This is a genomic window from Providencia sp. PROV269 (assembly GCF_028477785.1).
Taxonomy (GTDB): Bacteria; Pseudomonadota; Gammaproteobacteria; order Enterobacterales; family Enterobacteriaceae; genus Providencia; species Providencia rettgeri.
On sequence record NZ_JAMPLV010000002.1, the window covers coordinates 386,193 to 401,557 of the forward strand.

Annotated in this window: 15 protein-coding genes; 10 read left to right on the forward strand and 5 right to left on the reverse strand. The window is 36.9% G+C overall.

Annotated elements, in window-relative coordinates:
• Positions 1–431 precede the first annotated feature (431 nt).
• Positions 432–2,045 (forward strand): GMC family oxidoreductase, encoded by a 1,614-nt coding sequence (locus PR683_RS03190; protein WP_123382012.1) that lies wholly within the window; start codon positions 432–434, stop codon positions 2,043–2,045.
• Positions 2,046–2,585: 540 nt separating this feature from the next.
• Here PR683_RS03190 and PR683_RS03195 read toward each other — a convergent pair.
• Both PR683_RS03195 and PR683_RS03200 read right to left on the reverse strand, forming a co-directional pair.
• Positions 2,586–3,188 (reverse strand): hypothetical protein, encoded by a 603-nt coding sequence (locus tag PR683_RS03195; RefSeq protein WP_166686483.1) that lies wholly within the window; start codon positions 3,186–3,188, stop codon positions 2,586–2,588.
• 32 nt (positions 3,189–3,220) lie between these two features.
• Entirely contained in the window at positions 3,221–5,212 is a 1,992-nt protein-coding gene (locus PR683_RS03200) for a DEAD/DEAH box helicase (RefSeq protein ID WP_272581669.1), read from the reverse strand.
• 951 nt (positions 5,213–6,163) lie between these two features.
• Here PR683_RS03200 and PR683_RS03205 point away from each other — a divergent pair.
• Entirely contained in the window at positions 6,164–7,057 is an 894-nt protein-coding gene (locus PR683_RS03205; RefSeq protein ID WP_272581670.1) for a hypothetical protein, read from the forward strand.
• A gap of 130 nt (positions 7,058–7,187) precedes the next feature.
• On the opposite strand, the gene PR683_RS03210 is transcribed toward PR683_RS03205, so the two are convergent.
• A complete protein-coding gene (locus PR683_RS03210; protein WP_166686485.1) occupies positions 7,188–7,985 on the reverse strand; it encodes a DNA translocase FtsK in 798 nt (265 codons plus the stop codon).
• A 61-nt stretch (positions 7,986–8,046) separates the two neighbouring features.
• Positions 8,047–8,463, reverse strand: a complete 417-nt coding sequence (locus PR683_RS03215; RefSeq protein WP_140171336.1) for a hypothetical protein — start codon at positions 8,461–8,463, stop codon at positions 8,047–8,049.
• 137 nt (positions 8,464–8,600) lie between these two features.
• Here PR683_RS03215 and PR683_RS03220 point away from each other — a divergent pair, with 137 nt between their 5' ends.
• The 5 genes from PR683_RS03220 to PR683_RS03240 all read left to right on the forward strand — a co-directional run bounded on the left by PR683_RS03220 (position 8,601) and on the right by PR683_RS03240 (position 10,960).
• Positions 8,601–8,885, forward strand: coding sequence for a helix-turn-helix domain-containing protein (locus PR683_RS03220; RefSeq protein WP_163837154.1), 285 nt, complete (start codon positions 8,601–8,603; stop codon positions 8,883–8,885).
• Between the two features lie 58 nt (positions 8,886–8,943).
• Positions 8,944–9,327, forward strand: coding sequence for a hypothetical protein (locus PR683_RS03225; RefSeq protein ID WP_166686487.1), 384 nt, complete (start codon positions 8,944–8,946; stop codon positions 9,325–9,327).
• A gap of 9 nt (positions 9,328–9,336) precedes the next feature.
• Positions 9,337–9,654: a hypothetical protein gene (locus PR683_RS03230; protein WP_166686488.1), complete on the forward strand. Its 318-nt coding sequence runs from the start codon at positions 9,337–9,339 to the stop codon at positions 9,652–9,654.
• A gap of 279 nt (positions 9,655–9,933) precedes the next feature.
• A complete protein-coding gene (locus PR683_RS03235; RefSeq protein WP_166686489.1) occupies positions 9,934–10,368 on the forward strand; it encodes a DUF2787 family protein in 435 nt (144 codons plus the stop codon).
• Positions 10,369–10,438: 70 nt separating this feature from the next.
• On the forward strand, positions 10,439–10,960 hold the full coding sequence (locus PR683_RS03240; RefSeq protein ID WP_196723363.1) for a hypothetical protein: 522 nt from the start codon (positions 10,439–10,441) through the stop codon (positions 10,958–10,960).
• An 11-nt stretch (positions 10,961–10,971) separates the two neighbouring features.
• Here the strand turns inward: PR683_RS03240 and PR683_RS03245 are convergent, their stop codons facing one another.
• Positions 10,972–11,568, reverse strand: coding sequence for a hypothetical protein (locus PR683_RS03245; protein WP_048608172.1), 597 nt, complete (start codon positions 11,566–11,568; stop codon positions 10,972–10,974).
• 268 nt (positions 11,569–11,836) lie between these two features.
• On the opposite strand from PR683_RS03245, the gene PR683_RS03250 reads away from it, so the two are divergent.
• From PR683_RS03250 to PR683_RS03260, 3 genes are all read left to right on the forward strand, one after another.
• The gene (locus PR683_RS03250) at positions 11,837–12,034 is read left to right on the forward strand and encodes a helix-turn-helix transcriptional regulator (protein ID WP_048608170.1); all 198 of its coding nucleotides are present in this window, start codon (positions 11,837–11,839) and stop codon (positions 12,032–12,034) included.
• Between the two features lie 84 nt (positions 12,035–12,118).
• On the forward strand, positions 12,119–13,225 hold the full coding sequence (locus tag PR683_RS03255) for a hypothetical protein (RefSeq protein WP_196723364.1): 1,107 nt from the start codon (positions 12,119–12,121) through the stop codon (positions 13,223–13,225).
• A 371-nt stretch (positions 13,226–13,596) separates the two neighbouring features.
• Positions 13,597–15,099 carry a hypothetical protein gene (locus PR683_RS03260; protein WP_226891791.1) on the forward strand — a complete coding sequence of 501 codons (1,503 nt, stop codon included), beginning with the start codon at positions 13,597–13,599 and terminating at the stop codon, positions 15,097–15,099.
• The last annotated feature ends 266 nt before the right edge of the window (positions 15,100–15,365 follow it).

Genomic DNA, 15,365 nt, shown 5'->3' on the forward strand with positions numbered 1-15,365 from the left:
CGTCCCTGTTGCTGATACGCACTTGAGGTCGTCCTCAAGCCGAAAGAATATTAATCGGTCATTACTATAGCATTCATCTATTATCTTGCAACTCCTGCATGGAAATAAGCTTTATAGTCGCGCTGATAACATCGAAGGGGATTGTGACTCGCTTAAACACGATAAAATAAGATATTTCTATATGACAGATTACTTATTAGCTAGCTATAAACATTCATTTATTAATAAAGATTGGATTAGGTTTAATTATTGACTTTGCTTAAAATTTTTCTTGAATAAACAATGTTTATTAAGAGCCAATAATAATTACATAAGAAATTATTTTTGATTTTAATCACATATGTGGAATATTGTTCATACATTAATGAATTAAAAGCGCTATTGTTAAAAAAATGAAAATAGATTGTTTGTTTTATTTGACGGGGTGACAAATGAGCGCAGTAAAATATGATTATATTATTGTAGGTGCGGGTTCTGCCGGTTGTGTTCTTGCTGCTCGGTTGATCCAAGAGACGCAATCCAAAGTATTACTTATTGAAGCGGGTGGTAGCGATAACCACTTGTTTATTCGTATGCCAGCTGGCGTGGCGAAAATTATTGCCCAAAAAAGTTGGCCTTATGAAACTGAGCCAGAGCCTCACGCGAATAACCGTAAAATGCAAATTGCCCAAGGGAAAGTGTTGGGGGGAAGTAGTTCTGTCAATGGAATGATTTATATCCGAGGCCAGAAACAAGATTATGATAATTGGGCTCTAAATTACGGCTGTGAAGGCTGGGGATACTCGGATGTATTGCCATGGTTTAAAAAGGCAGAGAGTAATGAAAGCCTGACAGGAGAATACCATGGAACAGAAGGCCCACTTCCTGTCAGTGAAAATAGATACCGGCACCCATTATCAATGGCATTTATTCGTGCAGCGCAAGAGCATGGTCTTCCTTATGTCAATGACCTTAATGGGGAAAGCCAGCAAGGAACAAGCTTTTACCAGACGACAACGCATAATGGAGAAAGAGCCAGTACATCAAGAACCTATTTAAAATCAGTGGAAAAGAGTGATAAGTTGACATTAAAGCTTGGCACTCAAGTGAACCGTATCATCATTCGCGATGGCCGCGCGATTGGTGTTGCCTATCAAGGGAAAAATGGTCATGAAGTTGAGACATTTGCCAGTTGCGAAGTATTGGTCTGTTCGGGTGCGATGGGCTCTGCAAAATTATTGATGCTATCAGGTATCGGGCCAGAGGAGCACTTGTCTTCGTTGGGGATCCATACTCATGCGAATCTACCTGTTGGTAAAAATTTTCATGACCACCTACATATGTCAATTAACGTCACGACTAAGCAGCCAATAAGTTTATTCGGCGCAGACCAAGGTTTAAATGCGATTAAACACGGGGTCGAGTGGATGGTATTTCGCAGTGGACTGCTCACCTCTAACGTTTTAGAAGGCGCTGCATTTAAAGACAGCTGCAACCAAGGCCGTCCTGATGTACAAATTCACTTTTTACCTATTTTAGATAGCTGGGATGATGTTCCTGGTGAGCCTCTGCCCGCAGCCCACGGCTTTTCATTAAAGGTCGGGTACTTACAACCTAAGTCCCGTGGTGAAGTTTTATTGCGCAGCACAGACCCACAAGCCCCACTAAAAATTCACGCTAATTATCTTGCCTCACCCGAAGATATGGAAGGTTGCAAACGTGCGGTTAAGTTTGGCTTAGATGTATTGGACTCCCCTTCATTACAAGTGCTAAGCAAAGAGGTTCTAATGCCACCTGCTTCTGTACGTCATGATGACGCTCAACTTGAAGAGTTTGTCCGAAATTTTTGTAAAACGGTTTACCATCCTGTGGGAACTTGTCGTATGGGAACGGATACCACAACATCAGTGACTGATTTGCGGTTACGTGTACATGGTATTGAAAACTTACGTGTCGTGGACTGTTCTGTGATGCCTGAAATTCCAAGTGGCAATACCAACGCACCAACGATAATGATTGCAGAACGCGCCGCAGCGATGATTATAGAAGATAGGAACGCAAATTAACCTTGTGATAGGCTGATATAGAAAAAATAGCATAAAACCAAGGTAACACCTGAGCTTTATGCTGTTTCAATAAACTTAAGGTACGTTATAGACCAATTGTGGTACTACACATTAAACCTAAATTTATGTTGTATAATTTTGATTTATAATGATTTAATTTTAAGTTATTTATTTTGTACTCAGCGGTGTACTCATTTAGAACAAGGTGTCTGCTAAAATAGTAATTATAAGATTATCAAAGTAAAATTACATCAGTATAAAACACTAATCTATTGCATAGAGTATAACATAATCTGACAGGCAGCTTGGTGCCAATAGCGGAAATTGATGATCAAGTTTAAGTTACTTATCGGTGTAAATGAAAATTATCTTGCTGCCGGTGAACGTGATCATTTCATAGAAACCCCGTTGGATTCAGGTTAGAGTAATATTCTACTTATACCTACATTGTTTTTTCGGGGAGGGGTACCCTGCAGCAGAAAATTAACAAATATAGCTAATTCAATCGGTGACAGGATAATGTCCCTCCCTCTGTATTTTCTAACAATTAATAAACTTACAATCGGTTTTTATGTTCAGCAAGTCTAAAAAATCTTCCTCTGATATTTTTTGTCTCAATCCAATTTTAAAAGTAGAATTGCTATCATAAAACAAGTCGTAGTGATGCAAGGGATGTATGTCTTTTTTACCATGTTTTTCATAGTTAACCTTATCATAGTCATACCTTAAATATCCATCTTCCATCATGAGTAACTCTTTCAAAAAATTCCAATAATTTTCATTATAACTATCCTCTTGATATGAGTATATTTTCTCAATAAATTCCAAGCTACAGCCACTATGAAAACTCGGCTCATTTATTAATGATATAACCTCAGATATAATTCGACTATCAACTTCCATCTTGTTTCTAAATTTGAATGAGTAGCCTTCATTTTTCTTAATGTTAAATGGGAACATAATTGAGAAATATTTATCAGATTTCACATAAAATATTCTACTCATTTTATCAATTCTAACTATAATCTTACCCTTAGCGTTGCTTTCTTTAATTGTCGGATTGATAAGCATATACTTAATACTATTCATCAATAGTTCTATTATCTGGATTTTATTTTTAATCGGATTAAAAAATCTATCCATATAAGATTCATCTATATCAAATGTGTACTCAATCATCTGCAGTAGTACTTTTTGTTATCGTTAATAAATTCAACAATCCCATCCTCATCAAAATCTTCTTTATAACTTTCAGGTAAAGATTGGATGAACTTCTTCCAATATTTCTTTTCAATTCCTTCTCTTGTTAAAATATCATTAATAAAATCATAGAAGGAGACGTTAGATTGACTTTTAACTTTAATAATACGCTTCTGTATTCTTTCTTTTTCTTTTTTACTTGGCTCTTTTGTTTTAATTACATCTTGTTTATTAATTATATCTAAACCATCAAGTTGGCATTGGATTTTTTCATAGTTTTCAACCAACAAGTAAGACTGAAGAAATGAACGGGTTAACATTGTATAAAGACTATTCCTATATGTATAATTATCTTTAATTTCCTTTGTTACACAAATAACAAAAGGGAATTCCAATCCTTTGACATTATTAACGTTTGAAATAAACAATTGATTTGGTATTTTTTTCTTAGTCTCTACTGCTTTATTAACATCCCATTTAAGCTCAGTTTTAACTTTAAACTCTAAACGATTCATATAATCATAGATGTAATTATCTTTATCTAACATGATTATAGCAATATCATTTGATTCTACTGTTGGATTATCTTGTTTAATACACTTTAAAATATCAATAACTTGTGACTCATTTACATGTTTCATGATATTCATGTTCGATATTTTTGTTTCTTCTAAATCCTCAAACCTCCGAATAGAATCACGAGAGAGTGTCACTTCGTTGTTTTTTTTATTGATAGTATAACCACTACTTTCCCACTCACTATCTTCTAACCAATTGAGTTTATTTTCCTCAAAAAGTCCCATTCCAATAGCATGTGCAAACATTAAAATCCGAGGTGCCGTTCGGTAACATTTGTTAAGTACATAGTCGACATTTTCAACTTCTTTCTTGATGTTATTTTCAAAAATATCCTGAAAAATATCACCAGCTACGTATACCTTATGTCTAGTAATCTTTTCACACAACTCAAAAAATACTTCAGGGAAGTCTTGTTTTTCATCAATTAAAATATAATCAAATGCATATTCCAAGTCTTCAATTTTATTAATTTCAATTAATGCCTTAGAAAAGATCTCATGGTAACTAGTGTTTCTGCTCCACCTTGAAAAAGGAATGCCATAAAAATCACAGATATAACTATATAACCCAGAATCTTTATCTTGCTTAGAACCCCATGCTCTATCAACCCACAACTGATTATTCCATTTGATTTGTTTTTCGACTTTCATAAAGTCAAAAAACGTTGGAATCCTATCTTTCAGTGTATGAGATAATGCTTTATTATGACACGTAAAGAAAATTTTAATCTTATCTTCCGATGCATATATTTCTTTTAGCTTATGCATTAATAGTTCGGTTTTACCCGTGCCAGACAAACCTTGGATTGATATTCTTTTATTTGGTAGTTGCTTGTATATAAATCGAGTTTGCTCACCATCAAATAAAATTATATTATGTTTTACTTTTTCAAGAAGTGTTTTTGGAGTTTCAACTCCAATCATATCTATATTATTTATACTACCCGTAATTAATGATATCAAAAGCTCACACTTTCTATAATCAGCTTCATTAAGTTGATTCTTTTTCAAAATTTCTGAGCAATCAAAGTCGTTATCTAGCGTAACCTTGCTCGTGAAACCTTCTTTTAATTTTCGAGCTCTTCCTATATGTTTTTGATACCTATATTTATCAGATATAGAATTAACATCTTCCATAAAATCTTCGTAATATTCATCAAATTCATCTTCATCATTTTTTAAATCAATGAATATTATTTTGTGCTTTGGCGAAAGTATTACTATAGTGTTTTCTGAATAAGAGTAGCTATATTTGTTTTCACCTAATGGGGCTGTTATTAAGTATAACTGTTCAGTTGGGTTTTGTTCAGCATACTCCTCGATATTTTGAATAACATTTGTATTCAATTCACTCTTTTCTATATGATTATAAAATAAACTATTTGGCATGCGGCTAGTCACCTGATAATGTTAATAGTAACCACCGTAATTGGTGGATAAACCTATAGGTTATTATCTAACAAATTTTGGGAACTTCCAATCAAGTGTATGCAATTAGTGATCTTCGCCCTGAAAACAGTACCAGTCTAAACTGAAGTCTCCAGTCTTTCTTCCATCTCACAAAGAAGCAGATCGCCATGAAAAAGATCCGTTATACTGAAAAATAGATCGCATTGGCGTTGAAATAGTCCGAAACCGGTACTCTTGTCGGAGAAGTCTCCAGAAAGATGAAGATCTCTGATTTAGCACTGTGCTGATTTTGGACCAGAGTCATACCCGAGCTCGTTACAGCTTGATGTTTGTTGTTGAGAAGGAACATCTTAAAAATATAAAGCTACAGCATAGGGTTGGGCTTGTGTAAGTCGATGCTAACGTCTAACCATTTAACTTCCGCTTCTCGCTGTGAGTTCAACGGGTCGATGCAACACTAGGTTTACTTTCAGAATGAGCTGGAATCAATGATTTCGCAGGTCTACTTTTCGCTCCTAACGGACCTCCAGCCCCTCTGTTTGATCGTTCCGTGTCAGAAGTCGACATTGATTGTATATGTGGACGAATACACAGTGTTATCTACGTAAAGCATAAAACAGGCATGCTTTGAGCAAATCATCAGACATTTTTATTTGTTATTGTAGAAGGAAAAGCAATATAATTTAGATGGTTAGAGTGATTTAACCTAAAAATAACAGGCCAAAGAAAAAATAATGTGCCAGCACAATATACAAATGTTAGCCATAAATCGCTTTTAAAGTTTTCGGTAGGTTTGGCAGCCAACACTAGGGTAGATGGCTTTGTTCAGGCTTTTGGCTAACACATCGCGGCACTTGCGGACTGCGGACGCAGCGACGCTCACTGCGTTTCGCTCGCTCGTGCTCAACGTTATAAACTTATGAGGTGTAGATGAGCGACATAATACTCTTATCAAGAAATGATTACAGAAATGATGATGAGCTAAAGAATTTATTAACAGTTCCATACACTTTTCTAGATGCTGCTCACCCTAGCCTGACAAAAGAGCAGAGAAAGCGAGTCTTAAAAGAAAAGTACCATAATAAATTGATTTCCGATGGACTGGAAACCGGACTCTTAGAACTTAATCGCAATGGGGAATTGATCTATCGTTCAAGGCAGAGTGAGTCAGTGTTTAAAGGCTTTGTATTTGAAGCCTTGTTGGTAAGACTTTGTAATGACAATATGGAAACAATAGGTAAGGCCGCTTATCAATGGTGTACGGAGAGGCAAAGAGTACGAAGTGATTCGTTAAATAAAATCAAAGCCTTTGGAAGAGGATTTATCACTACAAGGCAAAGCTTGCCCCAGCTATATAACATTACACACAGGTTCGATATCCAATTCTATTATATGAATGAACAGCATTCTGAGCCAGAGGTGGAAACTATTGTTAATACAAGAATTGAGGCAGGTATACAAGTCAAAGCAATTACATGTAATGAGCAAAGTGAAATTATAGATAAGATATTAAATAACACTTATGCTCATGTTTTGACTTGCTTGCGACATAACGATGGGATTCATAGCTATAACAAATGCATGCGTTTGATTAGGGACATGTATTCAAGAAGTCTGATTGATCGTAATCAAAGAGTTTATCTAGAGAGCAGGATTTACTGCCCAGAACAGCTTTCTATTAGACAGCCGTGGATTGATGATTACAGCGAATATGTGTCTGATTGGTATCGTGGCTATTCAAAACCTGATGGCCCCATATCGGATGCTCAAGGTAGTGAAATTAAAGGATATAAGAACGAAAACTCCATTTTAGTTCCTGTTTAAGGTTTTATCGCCGCTTATAAGAAGTGGCTGCCCCCAGAAAAAATTACTCGCTGCGCTCCCAATTTTCCGGTGAGCAAGGCGTTAATGTCCGCTTATCGCTCAAACCAGACTGTCAGATTTAATTGTGAGGCTAAATTTGGCTTTTCCAATAAATCAAATATCGCAAATAATCCCCTCCATCTTCTTGCAGCCCATTCACCAAAGGTTTCATGCTTTTATGGGGTAAATCAGGCCACTCACCAATTCCTCTTGTTTGATGAATATTTTCCTCACTTAGGCTTTCCCAGCCAGCCTCATTCAGCACCCATAAACCTTGCCACTCTTCCTGTGCTATACGAGGAAGTTTCCAACAGGGCTGATAACTAATTCGTCCATGTTGTCGTAACACGTCCAATGGAGTTTCAGGACGCAGCGTGGCAAGGAAACGGTAAGAACTGGCGTTGTTGCGGAGTGTATCCTGATAAATGTCATCGCTGTGGGTATCAATCAGGTATTCAAACGGCGAAACAGATTTCAAGATATTGGCTGTACCGCCCTCAATCTCGATTTCTTCGACCCAGACCACAATACGCTGCCAGACGATAGCTTGAATCAAGCAACGGTATTCTAGGGATTGCGGATCTAGTGGTGAATCAGTGAATAATGGTGTCTGTGCTGTCTCAATAGGTGCTGCAAAGGCTGATGCATCAAAAGATCGGTAGTGAGTTGGGTATCCCTGCACTTCACGATAATCATACTGATTCAAAGGCGTAACCACACCCAAATATTCAAGTTGATAAATAATGCGTTCAGCACGGTGAAATCCTATCCGAAAATGGCGCTGTAAACGTCTCGGTGACGCTCTGCTAATGAGAATGACATAATCAATGGCTTTAGCTGTCAATGGGTCATAGCTGCTGTCTAACGTGTTGTGGTGAGATAACTGCATAATGCCTCTGAGTCAGTGACGAAAATACAGTTATTAAAATAGCAAAAGGTATCAAAAGATACTAATCCAAATCTTCCTGTTTCATTGTGAGCGCATTCTTTAATAACGCTTTTCTTTTCTCAACTGACAGTGATTTGTAGATTTCAAGTAAAAGGTTAAGATCTGCACTTTCAGAAGATAGCGTGTTTTGCTTGATGAGCTCTTTTTCATCCGTGTTTAGGATCACCTTAAATGCATCAATATGATAGAGATCGCCACGCTTATTAGGGTTCTTCTTGCGAAAGTGGGGATGAAGAGCTGTGATTGACTCTAGGCGTACTCTAACGCCTTTCGCGGTGGTAGGGATATCCATATCTTTATATTCAGGGTAACGTGTTGGATCGTCAGCTTTTTCTTTTCCTATAGCAGCTAGCTCCCCACTGGTAAACCAGAGCTTGGGCGCATTATCCATTTCAGTTAGTTGTTTTTTATCAGTCATGATTTTTATAAATTCCATACATATCAAAAGGATAAAATAACCGCACTAGAAAGATGTTAAAATCATAAAGATATCTATTGATAATTCCCTTTAATTGGTTTTTAATAGACGAGGAATTAAACAGTGGAGTTATTACTATGTCTAACCCTGTAGCATCTCAAAAAAAGCCCCGAAAAGGAAGCGCTGCGGATTGGCACCGTGCGGATATTGTGGCGGCTTTGCATAAAAAAGGGGTCACACTAGCGCAATTATCTCGTGAGCACGGTCTTTCTTCTCGGACGTTAAATAATGCGCTAGAGAGAGCGTACCCAAGAGCTGAACAGATCATTGCGGATGTGATTGGCACGGCTCCTGAAACAATATGGCCGAGTCGTTACGCCAGTAAATCACCATCTAATAATCATAGAAGGTCATTGAAATAGCCTAAATATTTACCTTTGCCTATCGGTAAGGCATTACACCCATTCTGGCGTCAACATCATGGAAAAAAAAACCTTAATTCATTTAATTGAAGGAACACTCATGTCTATCAAAAATAAATTGCAAAAAATCCGAGAAGAAAACGATGCGAAAGGATTAAATGATCCGGCTTTATTTAAACAGCGTTTGTTAAGTGGTGGCTTTGGATTAGCAAAAACCTTTTGGCTATTTTGGTTTTTACCGATTTTATTCTTAAATATCGTTGAATTTTTTATTACTAAAAAGGTGACATTAAATAAAGTGGAAGCATTGATTCTCATTTGGGATGTTTGCTGTTTTTACTTTATCGTGAAAATACCGAATCGTCGAGCGTGGTATTACGTGGCGTTGGTGGTGATTGCACTCGATATATTAGCAGGAATAACCGTAAATTTTCTGCTGTAAGGTGACAATGTGAAAATGAAACTTAACCAGTGGATGAAATTTAGCATATTAACTGCGATGGTTGGTTTAACGGGATGTAATGAGAGCACTGTTAATTGTAATAGTGATGGTGCAAAAGCATTAGCGTTACAAGTGGTCAATCAACATGTCGGTTGGGCAATGTATGAGCAGCTTGAGAATGTGCGAACGCAACGTCAAAATACACAACGAGGCGTTTATCTCTGTGCTGCCGAAGCAACGGGAAAAGCAGGCGCTGTCACGGTAATTTATTCCGTGCAGGTCACGGATGATAAAAAAAGTTTTGTTGTGACGTTACTCAACGGTTAATCGTTATGCCAGCCTATTATTAGGTTGGCATTTTACCTTTTGACGTTTCTATTCTTTCATTCACTTTCTACATCAATATTCCCCGCCATAAATAAAAATCACGATAGGTACATCAAAATAGCAATGATGGCCAAATGCATGTAACCATCTGATTATAAACAATAAAAAACTTTACTTTGCTAGTGGTTATGGTAAAATATAAGCATGGCACTACACCCAAATATGATTGGGCTGTGCTTAACAGTTTATTTCCACTTTTTTATTTAAAGGCAGCTTTATATGACTATTCATCAGTCAGGGCTACGCTTGCCTATCGCACAAGTATTTAGCCAATTGTTATTAAATGAACTGGATAATTCAGTCATTAACTCAGCGATTGATTTAACTCTTATTCGGGCGGTTACCTTAAATTTTCGAGACCCATTGTATAGTGCTGAAACAGGCGGCTTCCATCCTGTCGAAATACGTTTGTTGCGGCAGCATGAGCAATGGCAGTTTGATTATGTGACTGATTTTTCATTCATGGGGAACTATTATCCTGAGCTTGAAAAGGAACTCGATATTTGTTGGTCGCAAGGTTATGTTTATCATTTTATGATGGGGGATATTGATGAAGAAGAGGGCGGAGCACTGTTTGAACTGTGGCAACGTAATTTTATTCAATACCACAAAATGAAATGTTATGAAGTCAGTATTCAGTGGGAAACCCACTAATTAATTAAAAAATAATACCAGCGCTGGTGATTCCATTAAGTACAGTACAATCAATAGAAGGTTTGAGTTGATGTTGATACCGTCCAAGCAAGGGGATTTAGATTGCCTCTGTGGGATTTACAGTCTGGTGAATATGAGTACATGGTTCTATGGCGACCGCATTAAGCCCCGCCCGTTATTTAATTATCTTTTGCGTGAATACAGCGAATACTGGTCACTGTACAAGTGTTTAACCCAAGGTATTGATATTCCTGAAATGGATTACTTGATTAAGCGCCTAACCTCAAAATACCCATCACAAGCCCCTCTACACGTCACCACGCCATTTCGTTACAAAGATGGATTGACCACACAAAAAATACTGTCTGCTTGTCAGGTATTCTTAGACGCTCATACAACGTCACGTCGGCTTATCCTTCTGGGTGATCAGTGGCATTGGTCGCTGGTGGAGCGTATGGATAGTGAATATCTCTATTTCTTTGATAGCCACCAGCAAGAAAGAGTGAGCCGCGCCCGTTATGGATTAAGGGGTAACAAGGTACGGCGGTTGTATAGTGAATCATTATATTGGGTTGAAATATCACCTTTATAAGTAGATAGCTTTTACATTTTTTGTATTTTACTGATAACATCTTGAGTATCTAATAAATATAAAACATCCTTAGGTTCCCATTCGTTTTTACCTCTTCCATTAAACTTATTATTAAATAAATATGGAGGGATATAATATCCTTTTTCAGTCATTTTTTTTGCGATTAATTTCAGTATTTCTTCAACTTTTTTTCTCTCTTTTTCATTTTTTATGAGACTGATTTTCTCATCAAGATTTTTATTCTTAATAATAAGTAAGTGTTTATATTTAAGAACTAAATTGTTATTTTTAAAAGTAGCAAGCTTCCAGATAATTTTAAATGTTTTTATTAATAATTTTTTGTTTTCATTTTTAGGGTTAATGATTGAGGTAATATAATAGTAGTCGACAACATTCATAATTGTTTGACTGAAAATTCGTCCTGTGGCTTTTTCTCTTTCCATCATTCCATTATGTCCAAAATAAACACAGATTTCCCTTAATCTTGTTTTATTTTTATCTTGCATATTAATGGTAAATGGTGGACCTAAATCCTCCTTCCTGTTATTTCTGCTTTCTTCCGCTCTTTCGCGATCATCTTTCTTTTTGCCTTTTCTTGGGTTTGCCATAACGAATTTCCTTTGTGACTGTCATTCAATGTTTCAGTGACTTACTAAAAGTACACCAGTAATTGTGACTGTCATAATTTATAGAAGACTTGATTTCTTGTGACAGTCACTAAAGTTTTAAAAAATTTTAGCAGATTTATTTCAGAAGATCACTGTGACCGTCACTTAATTTAACTTTTTGATTTTTGTGACCGTCACAAAGTCCTTGGCCTGAGAGGTTGTAAAAACTAATCGCATCGTCGTGATGCATTACGATTAAGGATTAGTTATGCAACAAGATACATTTTTGACTCTCAAACAAGTTTTAGAAATCACTCAGGTTTCACGCGCGACCTTATACCGTTGGATTAAGGCGGGGGATTTTCCTGCGCAATATTCATTGACTGCATCTGGGCGCTCGGTTCGTTGGAAAGCTAGTCAAATAAATCAGTGGTATGAAAAATGCGTAAAAAAAGGGGGGCAATAACTATGCTGCTCTGTAAGCCTGCGTTAGCCCCTTTATATTATGATATACAGAGTAATAGTGAACAAGTGAGTAATGGAGGTAGCTATGTCTATCTCTAAAGAGAAGCTTGATAATTTGAAGAAATCAATTGCTATTCCTCATGAATTAGGTCATTACGAAATGATGCAAAGGATAGATAAACTTAGCATTGTAGGTGATCTTGAAATTGATGATACCGATGAATTGTTCGATAGGCTAAATAAGATGAAAGGTAATCCTATTTATTCAATGAAAAGACGAAAAACGAAAAGTAAATATATTAAGAAATTGTATCGCTATCAAATTAAAATAAAAAACAAATATAATCCGAAGCAAGCATTTATGATTTATTATATGCCGACTGAAATCGATTTCAAGAAAACAGATAAATATCAAGGAAGAGGTGCTGTTAGATTTGAATTCAGTCCTCAACATTTTTCTTTTGATGATATTAATAAATTAGTTCTTTATTTAGGAAAGAAGAAGCGCCTAGGTAAGTATCTATATAAAATATTGAAAAGCGCATGGGTGACTCGCATTGATTATGCTTTAGACATATATGATATGCGTCTCTCAGACTATCATATTGGTTTTAAGGGGGCATGTTGTGGCGAACGTTACTCAAGTGAAGACGAGTTTCAAGGGCAACGGCTTGGTAGCAATAAATCAGAGTATCATGCCGCGTGCTATGAGAAGCTGGATGTTGGTGATGATTTAGACTCTCTTAGTGATGGCGACATACAACTGATAACCGCTAATTGGCGCGAAATACAGAATTACCGTCGTTTCCTGCGCTTAGAAGTTCGTTATAAACCGAGAAGTAAAGCGTTATTATTACGAGATATTCGCAATCTTCACAATTTGTTGGAACGTATTGGTTTCTATAAAAAGCCATTGCGCACCAAAGAAGGGGATTTAGATTGGGAGTCGCTACTGTCGAACAAGACATTACCTGAGTTACGCGATTATGTGAAGGAAACCTACCCAAATGAGGTTAAAAAAATCTTTAAACGTCTAGACAATAGATTGAAAAGCAATCAATTTGATCTTTTCGATAAAGATGAAATTTGGTGCGACTTTCATTTATTGGTTGAGAAGCTCGGCATTCTCGGAGTTCCAGCTCTTTGGCAGAAGAGTTTACGTGAAAAGTGGGCTCTCAAACACGGGTATTAATAACCCGCATTTAGGGTGATGGTGTTGGGTCGCTGCGGCAGTATAGTGTGGCGGCTCAACATATAACAATATTATGAATATATATCAATGCTGGTTACCAGCATAACAGCAAGTTTAGCAAGCATCATAAGCATAATGTGTATGAATAATAACGCTATCTATATATGGCTATAGTATGGGGATATTGGGATTAGCTATTTTCGCCTAGACCGCGAGTTGTTGGTCTTAACTGATCGCTTTGAGTAGCTGGCACGGGTATTTGACGCTTTCTCGGTTTTTCTAATCATCTACTAAAAAATGGGGGTAGCGGTAACCCCATTAAAAATGCATTTGCGTAATTCAATTTACTATTAACAACATGGTAAATTGAAATGACAGCAGCATATATCACCAAAGATAACATTCTTGTCACAGAAGCTACAGTTGAAGCCTATAAAGCGATTGTTTTGAGCGTTCCTTTTGATAATACCGTCGATCAACGTCATAAACCTCAATATTACAGTGAAATTGCCTTATTCTTACAGCATATTATCTGTAGTGCGACGGTTAGCAAAAATACGAAGAAAAAAGCGAGGTTTAAAGGAGATAAAAAGTGGACGTACTCTGTGCCATTTTCCGCTGAACTGGGGAAAGAGAAATTCCCTATGATTTTTAAGCAAAGTCGCGATTTAGGCATAGAACGCGGCTTAGAGTGCTTAGAACAAGCTAAAATTATTAAGATTATCCAACATAGCTATGGAATCCATAAGTGCCGAGAATTTGCTTTATCTAAAAGTGTCCTTAAAGCCTTATTTCCCGGTAAACGAAAGGATTATCTTAAACGTACAGATCGCTATACCTATTTGACGAATATTTTTGATAAGCGTAAGAAACCCGAAACACTGTATGAATTGATGTTAAAAAGCTCTTATAATGTAAAGCCTCCTAAGCATAAAACATCGAAACGAGCCATCGAAAATGCCAATTTTAGACAGCGTATTATCGGTGTGTATCAACAACTCGAAGCATTACCGATCAACCTTGATAAACTACAAGAATATTGTAATGACCATCCTACTGCAAAGAATAAGAGCTTTTATTTTAATTTTATCTCTCATTTGATGGATGTGGGCGTCAAGGTGATGAGTGAAATGCCGCTAATCGTTGAGTATCGACAAGCGTATAAAACAGCCAAAGTGGGTAGCCGTTCTTTTGAGATAGGTACAGGTTTTCAATATTTACCCAGCAAGATGAAATGGGCATGTTTAGCCAACGGGTACAATTATGATATTAAAGGGTGCCAATTGGCTATTCTAGAGCAACAGTTCAAGAAATACGGTATTAGCACCGATTCGCTATCAGTATTAGAAACCGACTTTATCAAAGACACGCTAGGGGTAGATGATAATCTCGTTAAAACTATCCGCTACGGTACTATATTTAACGCAGGCTCTGTCAGTTTGTCAGCGAAGGGAAGTATGGTGAAAAAGCTACAAAAGCTCTATTCCAACGATTATGTATCAGAAATACTGGAACATTGGAAATTAGAGACAACAGAGCTATGGGAAAGCATAAATCAGCTCCTTGACGAGTATCTAAAAATAGGAAAGGGGAATAGGTATGGGCTTTCTGTCGTGAATGCGGTTGGGCAGCCATTCAATACCACAAAGCGAAAAACAAAAAATGGGGAGTGGAAGGCGTGGCGTCGTGATGTGATGCGACGTAAGCTACTCGCCCATATGATTCAAGGCTTAGAGAGCAGGGCAGTTTATGATTATGTAAGCTCGCACAACGGTGTCTGTGCACTAGAACACGATGGATTTGTGAGCTTACATGAGCTTGATGGTGATTGGAAACACGAGTATTTGGAGATTGACTGCAAGCATAGCTGCTAGTAGTAAATCGGAATTAAAATTAATTTGGGGGATTGGCTGGTACTATCTCCATGGCACAGAATCATACTTAATTAAGTGGCAGTTCTGTGCTGTGAGTTCAATTAATCACCAAATCTTAAGCCCTGAAAATATCCAATCCTGTCCAGAATACCGCCGGTGCCTGTTACACAGATACACCCACATTAATTCTAAATGCAAATATTAATTGTGCCTATAACATGTTGTAAGTTTAGAAAAAGCGATGTAGTGTCTCATACATTAATTTA

Coding starts and splice junctions, on each gene's coding strand:
- PR683_RS03220 (WP_163837154.1), top strand. CDS start 8,601: ATGTCTAACCCTGTAGCATCTCAAAAAAAGCCCCGAAAAGGAAGCGCT.
- PR683_RS03190 (WP_123382012.1), top strand. CDS start 432: ATGAGCGCAGTAAAATATGATTATATTATTGTAGGTGCGGGTTCTGCC.
- PR683_RS03255 (WP_196723364.1), top strand. CDS start 12,119: ATGTCTATCTCTAAAGAGAAGCTTGATAATTTGAAGAAATCAATTGCT.
- PR683_RS03225 (WP_166686487.1), top strand. CDS start 8,944: ATGGAAAAAAAAACCTTAATTCATTTAATTGAAGGAACACTCATGTCT.
- PR683_RS03215 (WP_140171336.1), bottom strand. CDS start 8,463: ATGACTGATAAAAAACAACTAACTGAAATGGATAATGCGCCCAAGCTC.
- PR683_RS03250 (WP_048608170.1), top strand. CDS start 11,837: ATGCAACAAGATACATTTTTGACTCTCAAACAAGTTTTAGAAATCACT.
- PR683_RS03235 (WP_166686489.1), top strand. CDS start 9,934: ATGACTATTCATCAGTCAGGGCTACGCTTGCCTATCGCACAAGTATTT.
- PR683_RS03205 (WP_272581670.1), top strand. CDS start 6,164: ATGAGCGACATAATACTCTTATCAAGAAATGATTACAGAAATGATGAT.
- PR683_RS03260 (WP_226891791.1), top strand. CDS start 13,597: ATGACAGCAGCATATATCACCAAAGATAACATTCTTGTCACAGAAGCT.
- PR683_RS03245 (WP_048608172.1), bottom strand. CDS start 11,568: ATGGCAAACCCAAGAAAAGGCAAAAAGAAAGATGATCGCGAAAGAGCG.
- PR683_RS03210 (WP_166686485.1), bottom strand. CDS start 7,985: ATGCAGTTATCTCACCACAACACGTTAGACAGCAGCTATGACCCATTG.
- PR683_RS03240 (WP_196723363.1), top strand. CDS start 10,439: ATGTTGATACCGTCCAAGCAAGGGGATTTAGATTGCCTCTGTGGGATT.
- PR683_RS03195 (WP_166686483.1), bottom strand. CDS start 3,188: ATGGATAGATTTTTTAATCCGATTAAAAATAAAATCCAGATAATAGAA.
- PR683_RS03200 (WP_272581669.1), bottom strand. CDS start 5,212: ATGCCAAATAGTTTATTTTATAATCATATAGAAAAGAGTGAATTGAAT.